Genomic DNA, 23,988 nt, shown 5'->3' with positions numbered 1-23,988 from the left:
TGATTCGAATTACAAATTTCAATATAGAGTAATAGGAAGAATGGTATTAGATATTGCCATACCAGTCAATACAATTGACTCTTAATTAATAATTCGCAATTCTTAATTGATTTTTATCATAAACGGAATACCTGATTGAGAATACACAAATCAGGCAATAAGGGTGGGGAAGTATCCCATATAATAAAATTGTTTGCAGAGCTTGTTCTTGCTTCGAATTCGATTAACAAAGGAATACTTGAAAACAACAAATCCAATTGAGCGGCTTCAGTAAGATCAAAGCTAGAGGCCAAATAATCCGCTTCTACTTTAATCTGTTCTGATTTTTCATCGCAACAGCCACAAGGCGTTTCGCAACAGCTTTCGGCTTCTACAAAAATAGCAGTAGAGAAAAGTTCGCCACCAGAATAATGCTTGTTAATACTCACACCTGCCGTTGAGATCAGCAGAAGAAGTATCATGATGATATGTCCAAATTTCTTAATTAGCATACATTGGGTGCATTATTCAAAATCAAAACTAAAGAATTATACTCGTATCCCAAAGAAAAGTTGTGAGCTTAACAAAGGTTTAACTATTTCAGTTATCAGTGAACAGTTATCAGTGAAAGGTGCTCACAGAACTTTTGGCGATGAGTGGATTGACGTGACCAAATCAGTAAAATAAATATGCTTTTTGTATGGCAAGCATTTTTCGCGATGAAATGGAATCGTTTGTGTGTTAAATAAGTTTAAAATTCTACTGATTTTGCCATTTCTAGTTAGTATGAGAGGGATTATTTATTAAAATTGTTCCCATTCCACGCCAGAATAAACCGATTATTAATTGCTTAATTTATCATTATGAAGAATTTACAACAGCTTGTTCAGTGGACAAGATTTGGACTGGTTTCCGCATTTTTTATTGTTGTTATCGTAGAACTTTTATTTGGCGTTCTTGCCATTAGCGGTGAATATTCAATTTTAAGCATTCATAAAGATTTTAACATTCCTATTTGGAAGAACATCATTGGAATTTCATTGATTGTTATTGAAATCATCCTTTCGGAGATGATGTACAAAAAGAAATTAGAATACGTTAGCCTTTTCGATAGTTTGGAGGAGAAATTGAAGTATTACAGAAAAGCATTTTCTGTAAAAATGATATTTGGGGGCTTAACAGGCATAATTACCTTATTTGCCTATTCTTATACTCAAAATTTGATGTGGTTTTTACCTTGGATAATGGTATTGTACACATTGAGTAAAAGCTTTCCTTTTAAGTGGACATTGGTACATGCAATGAATATTGAAAACGAAGAACACAAAGAATTGTTTTAAAATCAATATTGTCCTATTTGTTTTTTTGTATCGGACTAATCGCCAAACCCGACTTTATTTATTCATTAAAGTCTACTTTTATTTGTATTCATGATTTCCGCTTTGCTCCAATTGTTGTCTTGATACAAAAAAAATGGAGGCTACCGATCTATGTAATTATTCCGATCCGTTAATTAATAATTACTCATTGCTAATTATTAATTCTTTACACTATCTTTGCAATCCAATAAAAAAGAATAGTTGTGGAAAATTTTAAACAGTTAGGTATAAACAAAGATATCGTTAAGGGCTTAGATGAACTTGGCATTGTTAAACCTACTCAAATACAAGCAGAAGTAATTTCTGTACTTCTAAACGGAAATACCGATTTAATAGGACAGGCACAAACAGGTACAGGTAAAACTGCTGCCTTCGGATTGCCTTTATTGCACCGAATTAATCCTAAGGTGGATAAGGTTCAGGGATTAATTTTATGCCCTACGCGTGAATTAGGACAGCAAATTGCAAAACAATTGTTCAAATTCACCAAATATTCTGATAAGATCTTTACAGAATCGATTTACGGAGGAGAGCGAATTGAAAAGCAAATTAGTGCTTTGCGCCGACCAACACATATTATTGTTGCTACACCAGGACGTTTAATCGATTTGGTAAAAAGAAAAGCAGTCGATTTGACCTATGTGAAGACTGTAATTTTAGATGAGGCCGATGAGATGTTGAGCATGGGTTTCAAAACGCAGTTAGATGAGATCTTGAATTACGTAACAGGTGTTGAGAACAAATGGTTGTTTTCGGCTACCATGCCTCAGGATATCATGAAGATGATTAAAAAACACTTTTCGCCAAGTGCTCATAAAATTGAGGTGAGTGGTAGAAATGTGGTGAATAAAAACATTCAGCATCAATTCTTGATTTGCGAGGACAACGAAAAATTGAACATTCTAATTCAGTTCTTACAGTCGGAGCGCGATAATAGAGGCCTTGTTTTCTGTAAAACGAAAGCGGCTGCACAAACATTAGCCAAGCAGTTAATTGCTAAAAATATTCCTGCCGATGCCATTCATGGCGATTTAAAGCAGATCGAGAGAGACAAAGTGATGCGTGCTTTTAAAAACGAAAGCCTACGAGTATTGGTTGCTACCGATATTGCAGCCAGAGGTATCGATGTTGATAGCTTGTCGTACGTAGTGCATTATCAGTTGCCTGATAAGGAAGAATATTATACGCACCGAAGTGGACGTACTGCTCGTGCTGGTAAAGAAGGTGTTTCGTTGGCATTGGTAAACAGCAAAGAACTGAAAAGCATTCGCTATTTTCAGAAAGCTTTAAACATTGCTTTTAGCCAGATTAGACCAAGAAAATAGTTTCAGATAACAGTGATCAGTAAACAGTGATCAGTTAGCAGTAAGCCATAAACAAAATACTCCAACAATTCCCTTTAGGGTCCCGATAGCTATCGGGATGGGGTAAAAAAAGGCAATAAAAAATATAAACGAAAAAGACGCGATGTGATTCGCGTCTTTTTTTGTAGATACTTACAAGTGTAAGATCTATTTTAACTTTCTATTACGGTATTAACATTTTGCAAGCAAACCTCAGGAATGGAAAATGAAAAAGTACTGCCTTTTCCCAATTCGGATTCCAAATGAATTTCACCTCCTAAAAGTTCAACGAGTCCTTTTACGATTGAAAGTCCTATTCCTGTTCCGCCAATGTTTTTATTGGAAGGATGTTCTATTTGGACAAAACGATCGAAAATTGCCACTTGCTTATCCTCTGGAATACCAATACCTGTGTCAGTTATTTGGAAAATTATATTTTTCCCTTTATCAACTTTTATTGTGCCTCTAATCTTCCCAGAGTCCGTAAATTTACAAGCATTGCTAAGAAGATTAACGAATATTTGTTTCAGTTTTGCCTGATCTGTTAAAATAGTAAGTTGTGATAGGTCTGAAAGAATTTCAAATTGAAATGATAGGTTTTTATTTTTATTTCGTGTTTCAAAATCTTCGAATAGATTGTTAAGATCATCACAAAGACTGTTTAAAGGGTATGCATTGATGTTGATAGGCAGTTGTCCTGATTCAAGTTTGGCTATATCTAGCAGGTCATTAATGATATGCAAAAGGTCATCGCAACGTTGATTAATAATTTTGGTAAAACGTTCCAATTTTGCTTTGTTGTCAAAATTATCACTCAAGAGATCTGAAAAACCGATTATGGCATTCATTGGAGTTCTAATTTCATGACTCATATTTTGTAAAAAAGCAGTTTTAAGACGATCGCTTTCTTCCGCTCGATCCTTTTCTTTTTGAAGATTTTTATTCGTTTTTTTTAATTCTTGACTGGACTTTATCAACTTTTCATTTAAGTCGTAATATTTTTGGTTTCGCTGTTTTAAAATTCTTTCATTTTTCGTTAATGAGATTTCTATTTGTTTCCGCATTTCACTCTCCATATTCACTTTCCAAAGGCTATATGCAAAGCCAAGAACAAGGATTAGAGATAAAACAGAAAGAATAATCATTGTCCAACTATAAGGCTGAACATTTTCCATTAGAATGCGAATTTTCATTCCGTTATCTAAAAAGGGAAGTGGTGTCACTATGGAAATATGATCTTTTTCAATTTTGTGCTTTGGAAACTCTGAGATAATTGTGGTATTCTTATCCAGTAATTGCACATGCGTATTGATAAAAGATTGCTTAGGAATGGAATTGAGAAGAAGATTATCACATGAATAAACGCCTGCAAATAAACCGATAAATTCAGATTCGTTGAAAATGGGAATCCAAACTTCGAAAGAATTTGCTGATTGAATTGCTTCAAATGGTTGCGTGTAAATGCTTCGTTTTGTTTTTCTGGCTTTTCGCGAAGCGTATTTTGGCTCTGCCAGTTCTATGGGTAATCCTATAATATGAGCATTGCCTTCTAAGGGGCAAACTGTTCTTATAACAAAACTGGAGTCGATCCAGGTAATGTTTATAAATTCAGGATGATCTTTTAAAAAACTACTTGTTCTGGCAATAAAATCATTTTCAGATAAATCTCCAGCCGACCTTTCCTTGGCAAGCAGGTTTAAATAGTCAAGGTTTCCTTTTAGTTTAATCTCAATTCCTTTGCTAATTCGTTCCGTTAATAAACTGATATCGTTAGACTGTTCTTCTTTAGAATTTTGATAAGTGGTATGAAGTATAATAGAGAAAATTAGCAGGAATGATAATATAAAAACCAACGGAGAAATGTATTTAAATACATTCCGAATGGATGATGAATTCAAATTATTATTGTTCTTTTTAGTTGTGATGCGATTCATTCTCTATAGGTGTGTAATGAATAGTTGTTGATTGATAGTTAATTAAAGCTACTAAATTATTAATTGATAGAAAAGGATTGAGTTTAGAATTGATAATACGGGGATTTTAAATTTGTGTTTGAAAAATTGCATGGCTTTCAACTTTATGCTTAGGCGAGATGTAGTTAAAAATATAAAGACATCCTTCTGTGGGTTCATATTGCAGATTCGTTCTACAATAAAATATGATCTGGTTTTCGTTCTTTCCATTATACCGAATTTTGCACGCGAGTCTAAGCTTTCCTATACGAATATTTGTTCATCTGTTCGCTTAGCTACTTGTTTTGTAACATTAGCATAGTATTCCGTACGGAATTTCATCTCACCCGTAACAGCAAGTTGTGTATCCGTACACAATCTCAGTTCTTCCGTAACAATAGATAGAGTGTCCTTATTGTTACGGAAGCGATTTATAGTGTTACGGAAGGCCTTGTCCTTGTAACGGAAAGGTATAGCCGGGTTACGGAAGTCTATTATCATGTAACGGAAAGCTTAAATGATGTTACGGAAGGGAAAAGATGTGTTACGGAAAGGTGTAGCTCTGTTACGGAAGCCTATTTGCATGTAACGGAAATATTGTATCCTTATTTACTCGCCTAATAACACCCTGTTAAATTAACAAGATAATTCTTTTGTGAGCCACATATTGTTTCGTAAATTCGAGAGCAGAAAATGCATTAGTGCAACTTAGCCACCTTATTTGGTGTTGTAAAGCGCACTAATGCGATATACACATACGTTATAACCAATAAAAACTGAAATTCGATACTTAAGATGGAAGTTATTATAAGAAATTGCAATAATATTGATAATGGTACTATTAATATAACGCCAGGAAAATTGAATATAAAGTTTGGTATCAATGGTACGGGAAAAAGTACTATTACTAAAGCAATTAAATATAGTATTGAAGAATCAGATGGCTTAAATTCATTAATGCCTTTTAAGTTAGTTGGGACAGATACTACTTTGAAACCTGAAGTTGAAATTCCTGACAGTATAAAAAGTGTATCAATTTTCAATGAAGAATATTTAGATCAATTCTTATATAAAGAAGATGAACTAATTTCTAATAGTTATGAAATCTTCATAAAAACGCCCGAATATCAAATGTTTACTGAGCAAATCAATATATTGCTTAGTGAAATTAAAAAAGTTTTTTTAGACAATCATGCATTAGAGCAGATTATCAATGATTTTCAAAGTTTATCTGATAGCTTCAAAACTACAAAAACGGGACTTTCAAAATCATCTTCACTTTTCAAGGGATTAATTGATGGAAACCAAATTCAACACGTTCCAGATAATTTGAAAGGCTATTCCAAACTAATAAAGGATAAAAACTGTGTTAAATGGTTAGATTGGCAAATTAAAGGTGAAGAATATCTCGACATATCTGATGATTGCCCCTATTGCACGTCGCCTACTATAGACAAGAAAGAAACAATTAAAACTGTTTCTCAAGTTTACAATAAGGCAGTCATTAAAAACTTTAATATTATTTTAGATGCCATAGAAAATCTTGGTAATTATTTCTCACAAAGTGCAAAAGAGACATTAACACAAATTACAGAGAAGCAATCGAGTCTGGAGAAAGAGGAAGAAGATTATATAGTTGAAGTTAAGAACCAAATTGACAATTTACTTCAAAAGCTTAAAACTCTTAAAAACATATCTTTTTTAAGTTTTAAAGAAGGAGATGATATTGAAGAAAAGCTAAAAGGTTTTATAATAAATATTGAATTATATGACCGATTCAAATCCGATATGACAGAATCTATAGTCGATACTTTAAATTCATCACTCAATACAGTATTAGATAAAGTTGGTCTTTTAAAGGGACAGATTATTCAACAACAAAATTTAGTCAAAAAGTTAATTGAAAAACACCAAATTAAAATTAATTCTTATCTAGAAAATGCAGGATATAAATATAAAGTTATTCTGTCAGATGATGATGCAAGCAATTATAAACTTTTATTAAAACATAATGATTCAGATACAGCCGTACACGGAGGCTCACAGCATCTAAGCTTTGGTGAAAAAAATGCATTTGCTCTTGTCTTGTTTATGTATGAAGCTCTTTCAAAAAAATCTGATTTAATAATACTTGATGATCCTATTTCATCTTTTGATAAAAGTAAGAAGTATGCTATAATGCACATGTTGTTTAGAGGTGATAGTTCAGAATGCCTTAAAAGCAAAAATGTGATAATGCTAACTCACGATTTGGATCCAATAATTGATTCGGTTAAGGTTTTAAAAGAATTCTCAAATATTGTTGATGCAAAATTTATTACAACAACAGCAGGTTCACTTCATGAAAAAGATATAAAGAGGCAGAGTCTATTAACTTTCACTCAAATCTGTAAAAAAGCAATTGCGTCTGAAGCAGAAAATATAATTAAGCTAATATATTTGAGACGCCACTATGAAATCCTTGATGATTTAGGAGATGAATATGAAGTACTCTCGAACCTATTTCATAAAAGAGAAATTTCTGAGTTGAAAGATACACGCAAAGAAATTGGTAATGACAAATTAGAAGAATCAGCTTATGAAAGTGGGATTGCTGAAATAAAAATCAATATACCAGACTTTGATTATCCAAATACATTATCATTATTATCCGACACAGGAAATTTAATAGTTCTTTTTGAATCAGCTCAAAATAACTATGAGAAAATGAATATATTCAGGTTAATCTTTGATAATCAAACCAATGAAATTTCTAGTGTTTTAAGAAAATTCATAAATGAATCATATCATATTGAAAATGAATTTATCTGTCAACTAGATCCTAATGAATATGATTTAGTACCATCGTTTATTATCGAAGAGTGTGCAAAATATATTGAAACGATAAAGAATTAAAGGCTATAACAATGTGTCACATGTCATTGGGCAGATAGTAACAAATTGAAACAAGTGAATATTTAATAAACATATTAGCAGCTTGGAAGTGATGTGGTTTGAAATGCCCAATGCCACATACACGAACCGTTAGCCACCATTTTTTTTAATGAAGAGATACAGAACACATATAATTGTCAACCATAGTGATTCTAGAAAGATAAATAAATTATCAGTTGATAATTTTAAACTAATCTTACTTCCAGAACCAACTACATGTTATTGGGAATCGATTGATGGTTCATCATATTCTCATCATAAATTCGGACAGGATGCAAAATCTGTAAATAAAAATCAAATACCACAGAATGAACTAATAATTGAATGTGAATCAGAAGAAAGAGCAGAAGATATTTTGTCAATTATCAAGGGTGGAACATTATTAGCATATCCTGACATTAGTTTAACTGGGAAGATTGGACTTATTGAAGAGTATAGAAAAGAGAATGATAAATACTATTCAGATAAGCATACTCGTAAGTATTTCAAGTATTGTGAGAATATTGGTTTTGGTTGTTTAGTAGCAAATTTAGCGTACAACAACAAAGTTGTTATTTATTCGATAGAGAAGTATAGGGTTAGTTTAGAGTTAAATTCTTGTTCTCCTGGTTCAGTAAATCCCAGGTTTGGACAAATCTTTGATCATTATGACGTCAAGCATAATTATCATACAACAGCAGCTTTTGCAATAACATCCGCATTCTCAGTAATTGAAGAATTAGGATTGGAAATTCGTTCAAGTTCCAAGAACAAACGATTTACAAATAATGAAACTGGAGAATGGAATCCTAAAGTTCTATCTAATATTAACAAAAGACTTGTTGATTCTGGTATCGCTACGGATGTGACATTTGACTGGGTTTACAGAGGAATGCCTACATGTATTGAGAAAGAAATGAAACCATTCTTTGGATTTGACTCTCAATGGGTGATTTATGGAGAAGATGTCAGAGATAAGACTTTAACCTTACCAGAAGCAATACATAATGCCAGTTACTTGAGGAATTTTATTGCAGCACATAAGTTTAACGAATTGACTCAACATATTAGTCCCTATGATATTTTTAATGTTCAATCATTAGCTCGTCAAATGATTCTTCTTAAAATGGGATTGTGGCAAAGTTGGAATAATTAAAACAGTGCCTAACAAAAATAACCGTTGCACAAGCAAGTAATTCTTCTCAAAAATACATTAAAAGCTCTAAAATCATGTGAATTAACAAGATTTTAGAGCTTCTTGTTTCAGCTTTATTTTTCTCAATCTTAAATTATTGCAGGCTTAAAATGGAGCTAAATAGACCAAATTGTCTGTTTAAAGAAGAAAACAGAACAATTCCCTGATTGGTTATTGTTACCCAGGCTATCACTAGCGACAAGCATGCGCTAGTAGGCGAAATTGGCCCAAATATGAAGCTTAATTCAGTTTGAAATTAAACGTTTAGCAATTTTTATGTATCCTTAAAACAGCTATATTTAAAACTTAATTGAGCAGTTTGATGAGTATTTAGACAAACTGTCGGAACAAACAATTAGAAACGCCTTATGAATAAAAGAAAAATTATTTCATTATTACTTTTGATTATTGGACTTGCTTTAAGTGTTGCATTTATAATAAAGATCGAATTTCCGCAAGGATTCGAAGCTTATTTTAAAAGAGAATACTATAACCAATTTGGTCCTTTAGTAATAAGTGTTGAGCTATTAATTGCAAGTTATTACCTTTTTATAGGTCATAAAAAAACGAATTTCACTTTAGCTTTTTTTGGATTTACTGCTTTGCTAGATCCTCTTTTTAATCAATTAGGGCTTTTCAACAGCATAGTACCCTTATACGGAACAATATTTTTATCGACTTGTGCTCTCTTATGTCTATGGTTAGCATTTGCAAACACATTTAAATTAAAACGTTTATCTTATATAGCTGCTATATTAAGTGTTGTATTGGGCGTGTTTGTTGAACTATTCTTCAATTACCTATAATAAGTTAGCCAACAATGTTTATAAATCATAGCCTTGCCGAGCGCAACACAAGACTACGCTTCATAGCAAGCCCATTCACAACAATACGAAATAAATATGAAGACTAAAATTTTAATTTTTGTATCAATTATTTTTGCTGGATTTATCAGCTCATGTAATAAAACAATCGAAACAATTCAAAAACAGGAACTAATAAATTTAATAGAAACGGATCAAGTAAAGCAGATTGATGTAGTGGATAGGAAAGAGGCTCTAATAGTTTTTAAAGAGGAAGTCAATAAGCCTAAGCGAAAAATGCAAATAGGAAGTTTTAATGTATTTGCAAGTACAATTATAAATATTGCTAATAAGAATAATGTGATCATAACATATACTAGTCATATGTCAGGATCGAATAGTCTATTCTTTTATGCATATCCTATACTACTCTTGGGAGGAATTATTCTATATTTTATTGGTGGAATGATATGTCTTTACCTAACGATGAAGAATGAATTTAAAAATCCACAGGATAAAATTGCATGGGTAATTACAATCATATTTGCACCGGTAATGGGAGTTTTATTATTCTTAATACTAGGAAGGAAACAAATTAAAACTATCGCTAACTAATGCTAAATCATCATAAGCGTTGACAAGTTCATAATTCTGTACAATTAGAAAACACCAGCAAATCAATTTGTCTCGCTCTAATAAAACAATTATATGAAATCGAATAACTTGGCAGAATTAACCGATAAAGAAATTTTGCAGAAAATAAAGAAAATAAAAACCAACAAAATAATTGATGCTACAATTGTTGGGGTTACTATTGGAATTGCTATTTATGGTGCAGTGAAAAATGGCTTTGAGTTTTTTACATTCTTTCCATTACTATTAGCATATGTAATCGTAAGAAATTCGACGAATAATAAAATATTAGAAAATGAATTGCAGACAGAGCTTGAATCTAGAAACTTAAAATAAGAAAAGGTTGTGCAAAATATTTTTTAAGGACTAGTGAAATAGATATAACTTATACTTTAATATTTTCAGAATTATTAACTAATACCTTTTAATCATGAAGAATATTTTAGCATTGCTAATTGTTTTTGCATTAGTCTCTTGTGCAAGTAGTCAAAGTAAAAAGAGTGAGTTTAAAAGCTTAGTAAGTAGTGAAATAGAGAAATTAGCTGGAGATTTTATATTTACCGAAGGACCAGCGGTTGATGCTAAGGGAAATGTATACTTTACTGATCTTCGTGCACATTTAATTTTAATTTGGACATTAGATAATAAACTAGATACTTTTCGGATAAACAGTGGTCGTGCAAATGGCTTATATTTTGATAAAGACGAAAACTTATTGGTTTGTGAAGGAGAAAAGGGACAGATTACTTCAACAAGTCCTGAAGGAGTTTATTTACCATTAGCCACAGCGTACGAAGGTAAAAGGTTTAATCAGCCCAACGATTTATGGCCCGATGGAAAAGGTGGTATCTATTTCACCGATCCTAAATATGGTGGTGGGGAGAACGAACTTTCTCAAGATGGAATGCATGTTTATTATATCCGTCCAGATCGTAAATCGGTTATTCGGGTATGCGATGATCTGGTAAAACCCAATGGTGTGCTTGGAACTCCTAATGGAAAAATCCTATATGTAACGGATGCTAAAGCAGGTAAAACATATAAGTATGATATTAAAAAAGATGGATTATTAGCAAATAAAGCACTTTTTGTTGAATTTGCTTGCGATGGAATGACCATCGACAAAGAGGGAAATGTTTATTTAACCACTAGCGGAAAACAAGCTGTAGATATTTTTTCTCCTTCGGGTGAATTATTAGAATCTATTTCAGTTCCAGAAAAACCATCTAACCTTTGTTTCGGGGGAAAAAATAGAAATCAACTTTTTATAACTGCACGTACATCAATTTATAGAGTTAAATTAGATACGAAAGGGGTGGATTAATAAATGGCTTGCGAGTTTGTGTTAGTTATTTAATTAGTAGCTTGTTGATGCTTAAAATTAGTCTCGATAATTTCTATTTTTCTTAAGTATACACTTGTTTTAGGTCCTAATCCGAAACCGAAACTATTGCAAAAGCTTGGCAGGTTTTTTTCATGCATAAGCAAGGTATTATTGTGATAGACAAATACCTCGTTGTTCTTTTTTATGAGTTTTATTTTATTTAAACCTTTTTTAAACTTAAAAGTCCCTTTATTTACTTCACAACTGGATCGTAATCTTAGTGGATTTCCTTTGCCCCGGAATCGGGTATATCGAAATTCCTTTTTTCGTTTCGAAAATGAAAACGATTCACGGTGTTGAGGGTCTTTATATCCAATAAAAAGGGTGAATGTATTTTCTCCAAACATGATAAACTTTAGATTCATCTCAAAATCATCCATCATTTTCACGGGAAAATCATAATAGTTTAGGCCAGTATGATAGTCAGAGATATTTCTGATTTTTAAACCTGATCTGGATCCAAAGGGTTCATATTTTAAATATTCGTTAGATTTATCCATCCAGGGAGAATTCCATTTGTATTTAAACTCATCAGTAAACACACCATTAACAGATTCTATTTTAGCTTTGTTGCACGAATAAAGCGATAGGATAGGGATAATAAGAAAAAATAGGTATTTCATAATATAAGTTGTGTTTTGTAATGGCTATTATGGTAAGATATCCGTTTGCTGAATGGGAAATTTACTCGTAATAAGGAAACGCTTAAAAGATTGGTTTGATTAAACTATTGAATTAAAAAAGCTGATCGATATTGAGGTTTCAAAGCTATTCAATTTTTCAATGTGTTTGTTAGTATTCAGTTTGATTTTATAAGGAATACTATAAATACAGGGCCTTTTAATAGCAGAGAACTTGCAATTGGATGATTTATAATTAAATAATTTATATTTGATAGGAAGTTTAATTTTAAAAAAGCCTGTACTGATGAAAAAACTAAAGCTTGTTTCGATTTTTTTGTTTTTATTATTAGGATTTGTAGCACAATCTAAAGGTCAAAATGTTTTTAAAGTTCAAAAGGAATTTATAAAAAATGAAGTAGATTCTGTTTTTCAAAAGATGCTAGTTTCTGCTGAGGAACTTAATTTTAATGGATTGAGTTCAGGAGTTGACGATAAACATGAGGCTGGATTTATAACAAATGGAAAGTATTATGCAGATTATCCTTCCTTGATTAGTGATTTTAAATCAAATGCTCAAGGGATAAGCCATCAAGATATTTCAATTAAAGATAAAAAGATTACTGTTCTATCTCCTAAAAATGTTCTTATGACAGCTTCAGGAGTGGCCAAGGCTACTCTTAAGGATGGAAGAGTTATTACCGCTAATTTTCACTGGTCATTTGTTTACGAGTTGATTGATAATAATTGGAAAGTGATTTATTCGCATCAGTCGCTTGCAAAATAGATGAATAAAGGATGAGGTAGAATTCTATTGAGTCCAATTAATAAATTACGGCAAACAAGAGTGTACAGTAAAATGTTTTCTGAGTAATTCAAAATCTGCGAAAAATATTCAGACACCCTGCTGGCGAGAGCTACAAGCATTCGCTAGTAGGCGAAATTGGCCCAAATATAAAGCTTAATTCAGTTTGAAATTAAACGTTTAGCAATTTTTATGTATCCTTAAAACTGCTATATTTAAACCTTAAATGTGCAGTTTAATGTGTTTTTAGACAAACTGCCGTTAGCACTTATTAAAAATAAATGGAGAGAATAAGGAAAATTATAGCTACGAATCTGACCGGCAAAAAAGTACTACTGCTTTTTCTTCTAACAAATATTGTTTATGCAGTTATGCTGACAGTTACAATTCCAAAAACAATGACATTTTCAAATGGTCTGAAATTATTGGACATGATGCCATTAGGATACGATTTAGAATATATAAACACGCTTTTCGAGACATTAGGAGAAAATGGAAGGCAGGTTTATTTAACGAATCAACTTCCTGTCGATATGATTTATCCATTTCTCTTTGGAATTAGCTATTGCCTATTGATTGGGTTCTTTTTAAAAAAGCTAAACAAACTAGACTCTTTCTTTTTCTATCTCTGCTTCTTACCTCTAATAGCTGGAATAGCTGATTATTTAGAAAATTTTGGGATTTTTACAATGTTGTACAATTTTCCTGATTTTTCGCCATTCACTGCGAAAGTCACAAATGTTTTTTCAGTGGTTAAAAGTATGACAACAACAGTCTTTTTTATTGCATTGATTATAACTCTACTCATGCTTGGAATAAGCAAAATAAAAGAAAGAAGAAAAACAAGTGCTAACACTGTATAAAATGCATTTTATACTAACCGTTGTGTATAATTTAACAGAAGGCTGAGAATTCAATAACCTAGTGTACGATATTTTAAAAAAAATTATAGAGATATAAAAGAGCGTAAAATATTTTGATTGTTAAAAAATACTATAAATATGAATTCAAAGAGAGGAAAAATTAAGACCTATCTAATAGAACTTACAATAGTTACCATTGGTGTTTTGATCGCATTATTTTTAAGCAACTTAAAAGAATATGATCAAGCAAGAAAGTATCACATTGCATCGATTGAAACTATAAATAGTGAAATTAAATCGAACTATTCAAGTTTAAACGGGATTGTTGAAGATCAAACAAATTTACTAGATACTCTTATTAAATATACTGAAGATTCAAGTACAATTGTTGACTTATTCAAGCAATCAAATGGTTTGCAATATGCCACAATACACAATTCAGGATTAGAGTTTTATAAAAGAAATCAAATAAATTCAATTGATTTTGAAATGATGTCAACACTTATTAATATGAATTTCTTATCAGAGATTATTGATAAAAAGTTAGATAAATTTTCTGAGTTTATTTATTCAAATGCCTTTAGTAATTCAAAAGAAAGTAAAATGGTAGTTATATTACATTTACAAGATATTTTATATTCTGAGAATCAATTAATGGAGTACTATAAGGATTTTATTGATAAAAATATTGAAACTGAAAATGACTCTGAATGAAAAACAAAACCCCGCTAGTGCGCGATTGTATCGCGTTCTTCGAAAAAAGATAAAAGCCACACGAAAGGATTCGTGCGGTAGCGTGGGGGAGGAGAAACTTAGAAAGTTGTTGCCTGCTATCTGAAAAGCAAAAATTATAATAAAAAATGGAGAAGAAAATAATATTTATAATACTTGGTATAATACTACTTGTAGTTATTGGATACTTTTATTTTTATTCAAAGGCACTTGCTTCGATGTGGGTTCTTAATAAGCCTGATCAAAGCCCTTATTTTGTAACTACTAAGCCAATTACTATTAAAAACATATTGTTGCCAAAAGGAACGAAAGTCACATATAAAAAACGAAATTTCTGGGAGAAATATGAGCAAGAAAAACTACTCAATGAGAATGATATTTCTGATTTTTCTTTTGCGGAAGGTACAGCATTAGATTGGGGAGGAGTACCAATTACTTCAATCGTAAAGTTTTACAATTCAGAAATGAAAGGTTTTACTGTCTATGCTGATTTCGATAGCTTAGATAAAAGCAAAGAAACTGAATTCTCTAATCTGTGGCAAAATTGTAATAGTAGTTTAGGAATAACTGTGAAAAACACAGATGATTGGTCTTTTAACAAACAAAACATTTTGGATGTTGAATCTTGCAGTGTTTCTTATCAAAGGTATTTTAAAGATGATGCAAAGCAACAAAAATTTTTAGATGATTTGTATAATGAGTTGATGAAAATAGGAGGTTGAAAACGTGTAATGAAAATTGAAAGGCTCCCTCTAGCGCGAGATTATAGCTCGTGTTCTGCGAAAGCACTAGAGACGTGTGTTTTATTACCTAATAGACTTACCAATATCTATAATTCATTGTGAAGGAATTTCATAAGCGGAAATCCTTACCTTTAGACCATCGTTTGGTTCTCGCGGACAATTCCACAAGGAAACCATAGCTCAAACCTTATAGCCAATTAGAAAAATAAAAAGATATTCACCTTGCAAGTAGAAATAAAAAACCCAAGAATTAAATGTTACAAATGCAATAGGCCTTCAAGCACATGTATTTGTAAACACATTAGTCCTTTCCAGACTAAGACTCGTTTTATTATTCTTATGCACCCGAAGGAGTACAAAAAAGAAAAAAATGGAACGGGACACATGACTAATCTTCAACTTGAAAATTCAGAAATTATAGTTGGTGTCGATTTTACCAATAATAAACGTGTAAATGAAATACTGAATAAAGAAAATAGTTCTTCTTTCTTACTTTATCCGGGAGAAGATAATTTCAACTTATCGATAAGAAAAAGTTCAGAAATAAATTCTTTTATGGGTGATAATCCACACATCTTTATTCTGGATGGCACATGGCCCTGCGCCCGTAAAATGCTTAAACTAAGTAAGAACTTGCAAAAACTAAAAAGAGTGAGTTTTGATAATGAAATAAAATCAAAATTTATTATCAAGCAACAGCCAGAACCTCTTTGTCTTAGTACTATCGAGTCAACCTATACTGTTTTAAATTTACTTAAGGAAGGTGACGTAGAACAATGCGAGACGAAGGACTTCCTTATTCCTTTTGAAAAAATGATTGAGCATCAAGTCGAATATATTCTAAATCCAAATATTAACAGCTACCGTCCAAGTAAGACAAGAGAGATTATTCCTAAGGACAGGTATAAGAAGAGAGCACAAAGAAGTATTTTTTTTAAACAAGAATAGATGTAATTACAAAATCAATAAGGAAGATATAAAGAATTGTAAAACTGGCTAAAAAAGGATAAGCAAAATAGCGAAATTAGTGCTTAATTCAAGTTTCTCGTATATTTACATAGTCCGTGCTTAATTCAAATTTTCGGCTTTTTTAGCCGCTACTTCGTTTATACGTATAAGGTTAAGGGTAATTAATTCAAAATTAAATAGAGATGAAAGTTACTGCCGAAAAAAATGAAAAGGTTGCCAATATGATATTTGCATCCATTTATCCACTTTATTTGGATAGACTGGAGAAGAATGGTAGAACAAAAGAAGAACTCAACCAGGTAATTGAATGGTTCACTGGTTTTGATCAAGATGCTTTGCAAGTACTTATTGAAAAGAAAGTAACTTTTAGAACATTTTTTCAAAAAGCTAAAATACATCCTAACGCACACTTGATTAAAGGAGTCGTTTGTGGTTATCGGATTGAAGAAATAGAGGATGAATTTGAATTGTATAAACAATGCAGACGTATGGAAAAGCTCATTGATGAATTGGCAAGAGGTCGAAAAATGGAAAAGATTTTGCGTGAAGAAAAAAAGTAGAAATTGCTGCTAGCAAAACCTAAACTGCCCGCAGATAGCGCGAGCTTGTAGCTCGTGTTCAGCGAGAAGTATTTTGTTCTGTAGGATTGTTTCATTACCGAATAGACTTACAATAAATTCCATTTTACAATAGACAGAGATAATACTAATAAATTATAAGTTGTGAAAATTAATTAGCCGAAACAGCATTAACACCGAACAAAAAATCCTTCAAAACCTTCTTCGATTTTTCATTCTCAAAATGCCAATCGGAATAGGGAAGAGGAAATACATGAACACCAGCTCGATTAAGAATGCGATATCGTTCTATCCCAAAAATATCGGCGTATTCGCCTGGGTAACCAACCAAATCGATTCCCAAGTATTTGCCATTGTGTTTCACCAGTAAGTCAATCTTAAGGCCTGCAATAGAATAGCCTTCCCAATAGGTTTTTATCTTCCACGTTTCTAAAAGTTCCTTTACCTCGTTCAGGTATTCATCATGCGAACTTTCTTTGGTTTCAGGTTTTGTTTCAATGGTAACAGATTGCGATAAGTAGGTTCGCAAAAGAGTATTTGCTTTAAGTTCTTTTTTTGAAACCGAGTGATGTATGAATTGTTTGTTTCGAGCACGTGTAATGGCAACATTAAAAACATCCTCTTTGTTGATGTGGTTAATTGCAGAATGATGACTTTCTGCATCTACAGCCATCGACAAGTGCATAATGTCTCGCTCTTCTCCCTGAAAGCTATAAGCAGTACCAACTCGTATTTTGTGCTTCTCAATTTCTTCCATCTCAAATTGTTCTAACAACTGCTTTGCAAGCCAGTCAACTTGTGCTCTAAAAGGAGAAAGAATGCCTAAGCTAGAACAGATTTTTGCATCCAATTCTTTTTCTTTAACAACCAATTCACGAACGGCTGTTAGTATGGCATTCCCTTCTTTTTCGTTCGTGCCACTTTTATCTCTTGTGCCTTTATTGTCAACGAAATATAATCCTTGTTCTGTCTCATCTGGCCGAGAGGTCATAATTTTTAATTGATCATCGTAAAACTGCTCGTTACTAAAAGCAATGATTGGTGATAGGCTTCTAAAATGTTCGTCGAGCATGGCTACCTGATCATTCGATTGTAAGCTACTCATTACTACATCTAGAATGCTTTTGTCTCGATAATTCAAGATGCTGTTATCGATCTTTTGAAGATTGTATTTACCTCTAAAAATAGCTTGAATGCCTTTTGACAAGAAAGATACATGTCTTAATTGATTTGGATCGCCTGCGAAAACAACACGCTTTGCTCTTTGTATTAATGGAAGGCAACTGGCAATATCGCATTGCGTAGCTTCATCAATAATAACCACATCAAACAATTCCTTTTCAAATGGAAGAGCATCTTTTACTTCAGAAAGCTTCGTTAGCCAAATTGGAAATGCTTTTAAAACGGCATCAAAATCAATTTCAGAAAACTTAGCTAGTTTTTCTGTGTCGCTCGACATTTTAAGAGCTTCATGAAAACGTTGAATGTTTTTCCGATTAACATTCATTACTTTAATAATTTGGGAAACATATTGTAAGCGCATAAGCAGTTGAACATCCTTCATCTGATTGTGATCGTTCAGATTAAGTTTGTTGCTGTATTCCCAAATAGGAACTTGCATTTTATTTCTGATATTGATGTAACGCGTTTTTATTTTATTAAAAACACTAGATTTTGGATTGCTTAGGTGTTCTCCCCATTTTAGTTCATGCTCCACTTCCTTTGAAAATGAAGATTCTAATTTTCTAATTGTTCTTTCTCTCGATTCGATCTCATCTGATAATGACTTTATTCTAGATTCTAATTCGTCAAATGTCATCTTTGGCAAATCAAATTCTTTAAGAAGATAGCTTAGCTTTCGAACACGAATCAGTAAAGATTTTAAAAATCTGTTCAACGGAGTAGAGTAGGAACGTTTTTTACCTGTTCTAACAACTGCCTTATCAATCCCGAGTTGATCTTTTATTTTTTCAACAATGACATCAACAGCTTCGTCGGTTCGCGAGGCGATTAATACAGATTCACCTCTGCTCATGTGTTCAAGAGCAATAGCGCTAATCGTATAAGTCTTTCCTGTTCCTGGAGGTCCAACAATTAAAGTCAGTGGATTAATCGAGCTCGACTTTAGAATTGCTTGTTGTGCTTCACTCAAAATCAGAGGGAGGTTTCCTTTTTTATATTTTTTAGAATTTTCTTTTTGGTCTGCATTGGTTAGTAATGCTTGCAATGGAAAGGAGTGATCAACCATAGAAGACATTTCACTCAGTTCGTTTAATACGCCTCTTGTATTTGATGATTTTGCTACAATACCCAGCATACTGGTTGGCATAAGAACATGCTCGTCTTGTTGCTCTTTCGATAATCTTGTTATGGTCTTTTTTACTGAGCTTATGCTTGCATTTTCTGGGTAAGCGTAAATGTTATCGATGTTAACATTTGGAAAGTATTTTTTAAATAGCCGTACAATTGATTCGATGTGCTCAAATCGAATATAGTCCTTAGGTAATTCTTCGAACAAAGGATCCTGAAGAAGATCTCCATTGGAATCCTTGGAAAGCATTTGAACAATAGGATAGTTCAACCTTCTTTCATTCGTGTTAATTGACAGATAGAAAAATTCATCTTTTTGCTTTATCTCAGCAGGATAATAGAAGAGCGGTGCGCACAAGGTTTTAGCATCCCCTTTAAAGTCTGTATAGCTACCACAAATAAAAAAGGTTCCATATAGCAATTCTTTCTCTTTCTGAAAAAGTTCAATTTTCTTTAGAATTGTTGATGCCTTAACGGAATCAATTGGGATTAATGGATGGTTATCGGTAAGAAGATCTTCTTTACCTTCAAAATACATTTTGTTCTCAACTTTCTGATCTAAAAAGTTATAAATGATTAATTCTCGATTGTCTGCCTGATAGCAGTCATGAAAATAGCTGATAAGTCTAGTAATTGTATCTGACATAGTAGATTGTATTTTGAAGGCTTTTAGATATGAATTATCCGTGGAACAGAGATACTGCTTAGTTCAATATTCGAGCAAGTTCGCTATTAAATTGAGGATTACTGTTGATATTGGCATGTCCTACTTCTTTTAGCGTGATGAATTGGTCTTCTGGTTTGCAAATTTCATGAAGCATTTGTGAAGACTCATAGGGAATAACTTCATCATCTGTGCCATGAAAAATAACGACAGGCATTTTACACTTTGCGATGAATTCATCGTTTGGAAATTTGTATTTTAAAAGTACCGTTGGCAAATAAGGGTAGTAGTGATTCATCATATCTGATAAATTGAAATAAGGCGCTTGCAATACGAGTAGGTTTGGATTGTTGTTGGCTGCCAAATAGCTTGCAGGTCCAGTTCCAATGGAGTAGCCAAGTACAATTATTTGTTCTTCTGAGTATCGTTTTAATAGATGATCATATGCTAGTTGAACATCGCTAAACAATTCTTGCTGACTAGAAATTTCCCCTTCGCTTTTTCCGAATCCTCGGTAATCGAGCATAAAAACATCGTAGTTTAGCTTGCTATAGGTTTGCGCAACATCGCCACAGTTTTTTAAGGATCCGGCATTGCCATGAAGGTAAAAGACCAAGCCTTTTGAATTGTCTGTTGTGAGTAAAATACCATTTAGCATTTTATCATCTTTTGTTTTGATGTTTATTTCTTCGAAACTTCTATCAAATGTAAATTGATATTCTTTCTCTAATTGATGAGGGTGGAAAATCAATTTTTCTTGATTGAAATAGAATAGTGCAAGCCCTATGATAACAAGTAGACTGATGATTTTTAGGCCTCGGAAGAAGAATTTTTTCATGTTTAACGGACTTAGATATTCTTATCGTAAATAATATTGTAAGTGATTTTAATAATCAGTTTGTGAATATAGATAATGTGTTTCATTTAACATAGCAAAAAGAAGGATAATACAATCAGTCTTCATATCATTTATTGTTTAGTTACGGTTTTTTTAGGTTTATAAACTTATTTGAGATTGATGAGAGATTTTTTTTGAGTAAAGCGCAAGTTTTTTTGCGAATGGGTGTCTAAGCAATTAAATTCACATAACCAGTATCGAATCATTTGAATGATTGAAAAGGAGCTAATAGAACAACTCAAATCCGGAAAGGAAAGTGCTTTTCGCCAGCTTGTCGAGACTTATCAGGCAATGGTGGTGAATACTGCTATGGGTATGCTTCACAATCAGGCCGATGCTGAGGATGTAGCACAAGAGGTATTTATCCAGGTTTATTATTCAATTACTAAGTTTAGGAGTGATTCTAGTTTAAAAACCTGGTTGTACCGAATCACCATTACTCGTTCCTTAAACTTTATCCGCGATAGCAAAAAGAGAAATTTTTTTACTCGTATTGAAGATTTTTTCCAGGGCAATAAAGAGGAGTTAGCTGCTAGTAATTTAAACCCTCAGAAAAGTTTAGAGGAGAAAGAACATGCAAAAGCCATTCATTCGGCGATGGAGGCTTTGCCCGAAAATCAGAAAATAGCATTTGCATTAAGCAAGTACGAAGAACTAAGTTATAAGGAGATTGGAGAAGTAATGCAGCTTTCTAAATCTTCTGTAGAGTCACTTTTGTTTCGCGCAAAGACTAACTTACAGAAGAAATTATTGATTTATTACAAAAATCTTAAAAAGTAGCGCAAGTTTTTATTTCAATAGGTGTCTAAACTAAAAACAGAACAAATGAAGTGCAAAGGAATAAATAGCAAATTGATTTTTTATGTGGAGAATGATCTTCCCATAAAAGAGAAGCTAGAAATGGATAAGCATTTTTCTGCATGTGAATCTTGTTCGGAGAGTTTGTCTTTTTTAGAAAAGGCAATGGGAAGTATAGAAGAGGAGAAGTCTATAGAGATGAATCCTTATTTTGTTTCTAAAACTGTTAGTCGATTAAAAGAGAGTGAAAAGAATGAGATTCAATTTGAATTTGCAAGGATTTTAAAACCTGTGCTTATAATGGTTTTGTTTGTTGTAGCAATTGGTTCGGGTGTTTTTATGGGATCGAATTTTGTAGTTGGTACAGAAAAATTTCAACACTCCGATTTGGTTGATCCTTACTTTAATGAGATTGAAAATGAAACCATTGAATTGTTTTTTCTAAATACAGATGATCATGAATAGTAAAAATAAAACATGGATGTGGTTGGCCTTAATCCTTTTGGCAACTAATATTTCTACCATTGGATCATTTTGGTATCATACTTACCAAGAAAAACAAGTTTCCAGCAAAGTTGAATTGCCTACCGAGTACAGAACGCGCTTTCTAAAGGAACAATTGGATTTGAACGAGGAACAGAAAAATGCATTTAGAATTTTAAATAGAAGTTATAATCGCAATGCCAATGAGATTATGATTGAGCTTAATGATTTACGATCTGAGATGGTACAATATTTAGGCGAAGAACAATTCGATAGCATAGCTTTGAGGAGTGTAGCCGAACAAATTGGTAAAAAACATGAGGCGTTAAAATTGGAAACCGTTCAATTTTATCAGGATATGAAAGCTGAACTGAACGAGAATCAGCAAGCTAAACTCTACGATTTATTTAGCAGCTTATTGCAAAAAAGTGATGAAGTAAATATACCAAAAGGAAAAAGAAAAGGCAGGGGTAAAGGACGTGGTCCCTGGCATCAAAATCAGTAAAAACAGATAATAATAAAATTGTTAGGTAGTGATGTAATGTTGCAACCCGGGAGAATTATGTCTTATAATTTAAAAAATGGAAATAATGAAAACAACGAACTTACTAAAAAAAACAGGGCTAGTAATTGTATTGTGTCTATTAATGATTCCTGCACTTAACGCTCAGAATCAGAGTCGACGAGGAGGTGTAGATTGTCAGATTAGCAACTTAACGAGTGAGCAAAATTTGCAAATTGATCAATTGAGAACAGAGCATTTAAAGATCATGGAAGGATTGCGTGCAGAAAGAAGAGCAACGACAAATGCAGATGCAAAGGCGAAGGTGAGAGAGCAAATGAAAGTTGAACTGACCAGACATAAAGCTGCTGTGGCAAAATTGTTAACTCCAGAACAAATGGCACAATATCAGCAAAATAAAAATTCGAAAGGCCAATGTGCTGTAAGGAATGGTAATGGAAAGAGAAACTGTAAAGGGAATGCTTGTGGCAAAGGAAAAAGAGGAAAAAGAGGTAAAGGTTGCAGAGGAAGTGCAAATTCGTAAGGTGTCAGAATGAGATTTTAAAGGAATAAAGTGGAATTAAATAGCTTACAGGTTAATATAATATTTATCGAAGACTTTATCCAATTAACTTTAAATATGTAGACAGATGAAAAGCAAATTGACAAAATTTTTAATTGTTTTTATCGCAATAAGCGGCTTTCTTGCTTGCGATAATGAAGAGAGTGGTACGGAAGCTTTGGCTAATTTACCTTTGGTTGAGGTATCGCTTGATGGCTATACAGATTTATTGAATTCTAATTTGAATAGTGTATTGGGAACTAAATTGGCTAGTGTTGAGCCTAGCGAGAAAGAAGGCTTACTTTTGATGCGTGAAGAAGAGTTGTTTGCTCATGATGTTTACAATTTATTTTCGGGGCTTTACGATTTGAGAATTTTCAGTAACATCACTCGTTCAGAAGCAACGCACGCAGAAGCCGTATTAAGCTTGTTGAATCTATTTGAGATTGAAGATCCTGCCATAGGAATAGAAGGAGAGTACAAGAATGAAACTTTACAAGCTTTGTATGATGAGCTAACAGAAAAGGGTAAAGTTTCGATTGAAGAGGCTTTGAAGGTTGGTGCTTACATCGAAGAGGTAGATATTAAAGATTTGGCTGATTTGATGGCTGAAACAGACAATGAGGATATCCTTTTGGTGTACGATAATTTAATGAGGGGATCGAGAAATCATTTACGGGCTTTTAACCGCGTATTGGAGAACTATTCTGTTGATTACGTGCCAAGCGTTTTGAGCGAAGAAGATTTTAATGAGATTATCTCTTCGGATATGGAAAGAGGAAATGGTTGTCAAGCTGAGGTTCAAAATAAATATAAGAATCAGAACAAGAATCAAAATCAGAAAGGAAGAAGATACAGAGGTGGCAATTAATAATATTTT

Annotated in this window: 25 protein-coding genes; 19 read left to right on the top strand and 6 right to left on the bottom strand. The window is 32.7% G+C overall.

Annotation, left to right across the window (positions count from 1 at the left end; genetic code table 11):
• Window positions 1–116 precede the first annotated feature (116 nt).
• Window positions 117–491 carry an HYC_CC_PP family protein gene (locus L3049_RS03185; protein WP_275108338.1) on the bottom strand — a complete coding sequence of 125 codons (375 nt, stop codon included), beginning with the start codon at window positions 489–491 and terminating at the stop codon, window positions 117–119.
• A gap of 351 nt (window positions 492–842) precedes the next feature.
• On the opposite strand from L3049_RS03185, the gene L3049_RS03180 reads away from it, so the two are divergent.
• Together L3049_RS03180 and L3049_RS03175 are read left to right on the top strand one after the other, a co-directional pair.
• Window positions 843–1,319 (top strand): hypothetical protein, encoded by a 477-nt coding sequence (locus tag L3049_RS03180; RefSeq protein ID WP_275108337.1) that lies wholly within the window; start codon window positions 843–845, stop codon window positions 1,317–1,319.
• Between the two features lie 242 nt (window positions 1,320–1,561).
• Window positions 1,562–2,683 (top strand): DEAD/DEAH box helicase, encoded by a 1,122-nt coding sequence (locus L3049_RS03175; protein ID WP_275108336.1) that lies wholly within the window; start codon window positions 1,562–1,564, stop codon window positions 2,681–2,683.
• Between the two features lie 191 nt (window positions 2,684–2,874).
• Here the strand turns inward: L3049_RS03175 and L3049_RS03170 are convergent, their stop codons facing one another.
• Both L3049_RS03170 and L3049_RS03165 read right to left on the bottom strand, forming a co-directional pair.
• Window positions 2,875–4,635, bottom strand: a complete 1,761-nt coding sequence (locus L3049_RS03170; protein WP_275108335.1) for an ATP-binding protein — start codon at window positions 4,633–4,635, stop codon at window positions 2,875–2,877.
• Window positions 4,636–4,917: 282 nt separating this feature from the next.
• A complete protein-coding gene (locus L3049_RS03165; protein WP_275108334.1) occupies window positions 4,918–5,154 on the bottom strand; it encodes a hypothetical protein in 237 nt (78 codons plus the stop codon).
• 294 nt (window positions 5,155–5,448) lie between these two features.
• On the opposite strand from L3049_RS03165, the gene L3049_RS03160 reads away from it, so the two are divergent.
• The 6 genes from L3049_RS03160 (at window position 5,449) to L3049_RS03135 (ending at window position 11,521) form a co-directional block, all read left to right on the top strand.
• Entirely contained in the window at window positions 5,449–7,548 is a 2,100-nt protein-coding gene (locus L3049_RS03160) for a hypothetical protein (RefSeq protein WP_275108333.1), read from the top strand.
• 148 nt (window positions 7,549–7,696) lie between these two features.
• Entirely contained in the window at window positions 7,697–8,722 is a 1,026-nt protein-coding gene (locus L3049_RS03155) for a hypothetical protein (protein ID WP_275108332.1), read from the top strand.
• A gap of 407 nt (window positions 8,723–9,129) precedes the next feature.
• Window positions 9,130–9,567: a hypothetical protein gene (locus tag L3049_RS03150; protein ID WP_275108331.1), complete on the top strand. Its 438-nt coding sequence runs from the start codon at window positions 9,130–9,132 to the stop codon at window positions 9,565–9,567.
• A gap of 96 nt (window positions 9,568–9,663) precedes the next feature.
• Complete coding sequence (locus L3049_RS03145) at window positions 9,664–10,179, top strand: PLDc N-terminal domain-containing protein (protein WP_275108330.1); 516 nt, start codon at window positions 9,664–9,666, stop codon at window positions 10,177–10,179.
• Between the two features lie 93 nt (window positions 10,180–10,272).
• Window positions 10,273–10,533, top strand: a complete 261-nt coding sequence (locus tag L3049_RS03140) for a hypothetical protein (RefSeq protein WP_275108329.1) — start codon at window positions 10,273–10,275, stop codon at window positions 10,531–10,533.
• 94 nt (window positions 10,534–10,627) lie between these two features.
• A complete protein-coding gene (locus tag L3049_RS03135) occupies window positions 10,628–11,521 on the top strand; it encodes an SMP-30/gluconolactonase/LRE family protein (RefSeq protein WP_275108328.1) in 894 nt (297 codons plus the stop codon).
• A gap of 29 nt (window positions 11,522–11,550) precedes the next feature.
• Here the strand turns inward: L3049_RS03135 and L3049_RS03130 are convergent, their stop codons facing one another.
• Window positions 11,551–12,204 (bottom strand): hypothetical protein, encoded by a 654-nt coding sequence (locus tag L3049_RS03130; protein ID WP_275108327.1) that lies wholly within the window; start codon window positions 12,202–12,204, stop codon window positions 11,551–11,553.
• A 304-nt stretch (window positions 12,205–12,508) separates the two neighbouring features.
• On the opposite strand from L3049_RS03130, the gene L3049_RS03125 reads away from it, so the two are divergent.
• The 6 genes from L3049_RS03125 (at window position 12,509) to L3049_RS03100 (ending at window position 16,873) form a co-directional block, all read left to right on the top strand.
• The gene (locus L3049_RS03125; RefSeq protein ID WP_275108326.1) at window positions 12,509–12,988 is read left to right on the top strand and encodes a nuclear transport factor 2 family protein; all 480 of its coding nucleotides are present in this window, start codon (window positions 12,509–12,511) and stop codon (window positions 12,986–12,988) included.
• A gap of 299 nt (window positions 12,989–13,287) precedes the next feature.
• Window positions 13,288–13,869 carry a hypothetical protein gene (locus L3049_RS03120; protein WP_275108325.1) on the top strand — a complete coding sequence of 194 codons (582 nt, stop codon included), beginning with the start codon at window positions 13,288–13,290 and terminating at the stop codon, window positions 13,867–13,869.
• 138 nt (window positions 13,870–14,007) lie between these two features.
• Entirely contained in the window at window positions 14,008–14,583 is a 576-nt protein-coding gene (locus tag L3049_RS03115; RefSeq protein ID WP_275108324.1) for a hypothetical protein, read from the top strand.
• A gap of 146 nt (window positions 14,584–14,729) precedes the next feature.
• Window positions 14,730–15,323, top strand: coding sequence for a hypothetical protein (locus L3049_RS03110; protein WP_275108323.1), 594 nt, complete (start codon window positions 14,730–14,732; stop codon window positions 15,321–15,323).
• A 243-nt stretch (window positions 15,324–15,566) separates the two neighbouring features.
• Entirely contained in the window at window positions 15,567–16,292 is a 726-nt protein-coding gene (locus L3049_RS03105) for a tRNA-uridine aminocarboxypropyltransferase (protein ID WP_275108322.1), read from the top strand.
• Between the two features lie 203 nt (window positions 16,293–16,495).
• Complete coding sequence (locus tag L3049_RS03100) at window positions 16,496–16,873, top strand: DUF2200 domain-containing protein (protein ID WP_275108321.1); 378 nt, start codon at window positions 16,496–16,498, stop codon at window positions 16,871–16,873.
• 169 nt (window positions 16,874–17,042) lie between these two features.
• On the opposite strand, the gene L3049_RS03095 is transcribed toward L3049_RS03100, so the two are convergent.
• Window positions 17,043–19,847 (bottom strand): AAA domain-containing protein, encoded by a 2,805-nt coding sequence (locus tag L3049_RS03095; protein ID WP_275108320.1) that lies wholly within the window; start codon window positions 19,845–19,847, stop codon window positions 17,043–17,045.
• 58 nt (window positions 19,848–19,905) lie between these two features.
• A complete protein-coding gene (locus L3049_RS03090) occupies window positions 19,906–20,703 on the bottom strand; it encodes an alpha/beta hydrolase (protein WP_275108319.1) in 798 nt (265 codons plus the stop codon).
• A 270-nt stretch (window positions 20,704–20,973) separates the two neighbouring features.
• Between L3049_RS03090 and L3049_RS03085 the strand changes: the two genes are divergently transcribed.
• The 5 genes from L3049_RS03085 (at window position 20,974) to L3049_RS03065 (ending at window position 23,979) form a co-directional block, all read left to right on the top strand.
• Window positions 20,974–21,543, top strand: a complete 570-nt coding sequence (locus L3049_RS03085) for an RNA polymerase sigma factor (protein ID WP_275108318.1) — start codon at window positions 20,974–20,976, stop codon at window positions 21,541–21,543.
• Window positions 21,544–21,588: 45 nt separating this feature from the next.
• The gene (locus L3049_RS03080) at window positions 21,589–22,026 is read left to right on the top strand and encodes a hypothetical protein (RefSeq protein WP_275108317.1); all 438 of its coding nucleotides are present in this window, start codon (window positions 21,589–21,591) and stop codon (window positions 22,024–22,026) included.
• On the top strand, window positions 22,019–22,549 hold the full coding sequence (locus tag L3049_RS03075; RefSeq protein WP_275108316.1) for a Spy/CpxP family protein refolding chaperone: 531 nt from the start codon (window positions 22,019–22,021) through the stop codon (window positions 22,547–22,549). The genes L3049_RS03080 and L3049_RS03075 overlap by 8 nt, the downstream gene beginning before the upstream one ends.
• 85 nt (window positions 22,550–22,634) lie before the next feature.
• Window positions 22,635–23,090, top strand: a complete 456-nt coding sequence (locus tag L3049_RS03070) for a hypothetical protein (protein ID WP_275108315.1) — start codon at window positions 22,635–22,637, stop codon at window positions 23,088–23,090.
• Between the two features lie 106 nt (window positions 23,091–23,196).
• Window positions 23,197–23,979 carry a DUF2202 domain-containing protein gene (locus L3049_RS03065; RefSeq protein WP_275108314.1) on the top strand — a complete coding sequence of 261 codons (783 nt, stop codon included), beginning with the start codon at window positions 23,197–23,199 and terminating at the stop codon, window positions 23,977–23,979.
• Window positions 23,980–23,988: the final 9 nt, after the last annotated feature.

The sequence above is a fragment of the Labilibaculum sp. DW002 genome (genome assembly GCF_029029525.1).
Classification (GTDB): Bacteria; Bacteroidota; Bacteroidia; order Bacteroidales; family Marinifilaceae; genus Paralabilibaculum; species Paralabilibaculum antarcticum.
Note: the sequence above shows the minus strand (reverse complement) of the source record. Positions and strands in the feature narration are given on the sequence as shown.

Bases quoted from the DNA above. Each gene is read 5' to 3' on its own strand.
- L3049_RS03180 (WP_275108337.1), top strand. From the start codon at position 843: ATGAAGAATTTACAACAGCTTGTTCAGTGGACAAGATTTGGACTGGTT.
- L3049_RS03125 (WP_275108326.1), top strand. From the start codon at position 12,509: ATGAAAAAACTAAAGCTTGTTTCGATTTTTTTGTTTTTATTATTAGGA.
- L3049_RS03085 (WP_275108318.1), top strand. From the start codon at position 20,974: ATGATTGAAAAGGAGCTAATAGAACAACTCAAATCCGGAAAGGAAAGT.
- L3049_RS03075 (WP_275108316.1), top strand. From the start codon at position 22,019: ATGAATAGTAAAAATAAAACATGGATGTGGTTGGCCTTAATCCTTTTG.
- L3049_RS03155 (WP_275108332.1), top strand. From the start codon at position 7,697: ATGAAGAGATACAGAACACATATAATTGTCAACCATAGTGATTCTAGA.
- L3049_RS03130 (WP_275108327.1), bottom strand. From the start codon at position 12,204: ATGAAATACCTATTTTTTCTTATTATCCCTATCCTATCGCTTTATTCG.
- L3049_RS03070 (WP_275108315.1), top strand. From the start codon at position 22,635: ATGAAAACAACGAACTTACTAAAAAAAACAGGGCTAGTAATTGTATTG.
- L3049_RS03080 (WP_275108317.1), top strand. From the start codon at position 21,589: ATGAAGTGCAAAGGAATAAATAGCAAATTGATTTTTTATGTGGAGAAT.
- L3049_RS03120 (WP_275108325.1), top strand. From the start codon at position 13,288: ATGGAGAGAATAAGGAAAATTATAGCTACGAATCTGACCGGCAAAAAA.
- L3049_RS03095 (WP_275108320.1), bottom strand. From the start codon at position 19,847: ATGTCAGATACAATTACTAGACTTATCAGCTATTTTCATGACTGCTAT.
- L3049_RS03165 (WP_275108334.1), bottom strand. From the start codon at position 5,154: ATGATAATAGACTTCCGTAACCCGGCTATACCTTTCCGTTACAAGGAC.
- L3049_RS03185 (WP_275108338.1), bottom strand. From the start codon at position 491: ATGCTAATTAAGAAATTTGGACATATCATCATGATACTTCTTCTGCTG.
- L3049_RS03150 (WP_275108331.1), top strand. From the start codon at position 9,130: ATGAATAAAAGAAAAATTATTTCATTATTACTTTTGATTATTGGACTT.
- L3049_RS03160 (WP_275108333.1), top strand. From the start codon at position 5,449: ATGGAAGTTATTATAAGAAATTGCAATAATATTGATAATGGTACTATT.
- L3049_RS03135 (WP_275108328.1), top strand. From the start codon at position 10,628: ATGAAGAATATTTTAGCATTGCTAATTGTTTTTGCATTAGTCTCTTGT.
- L3049_RS03110 (WP_275108323.1), top strand. From the start codon at position 14,730: ATGGAGAAGAAAATAATATTTATAATACTTGGTATAATACTACTTGTA.
- L3049_RS03145 (WP_275108330.1), top strand. From the start codon at position 9,664: ATGAAGACTAAAATTTTAATTTTTGTATCAATTATTTTTGCTGGATTT.
- L3049_RS03090 (WP_275108319.1), bottom strand. From the start codon at position 20,703: ATGAAAAAATTCTTCTTCCGAGGCCTAAAAATCATCAGTCTACTTGTT.
- L3049_RS03170 (WP_275108335.1), bottom strand. From the start codon at position 4,635: ATGAATCGCATCACAACTAAAAAGAACAATAATAATTTGAATTCATCA.
- L3049_RS03100 (WP_275108321.1), top strand. From the start codon at position 16,496: ATGAAAGTTACTGCCGAAAAAAATGAAAAGGTTGCCAATATGATATTT.
- L3049_RS03140 (WP_275108329.1), top strand. From the start codon at position 10,273: ATGAAATCGAATAACTTGGCAGAATTAACCGATAAAGAAATTTTGCAG.
- L3049_RS03065 (WP_275108314.1), top strand. From the start codon at position 23,197: ATGAAAAGCAAATTGACAAAATTTTTAATTGTTTTTATCGCAATAAGC.
- L3049_RS03115 (WP_275108324.1), top strand. From the start codon at position 14,008: ATGAATTCAAAGAGAGGAAAAATTAAGACCTATCTAATAGAACTTACA.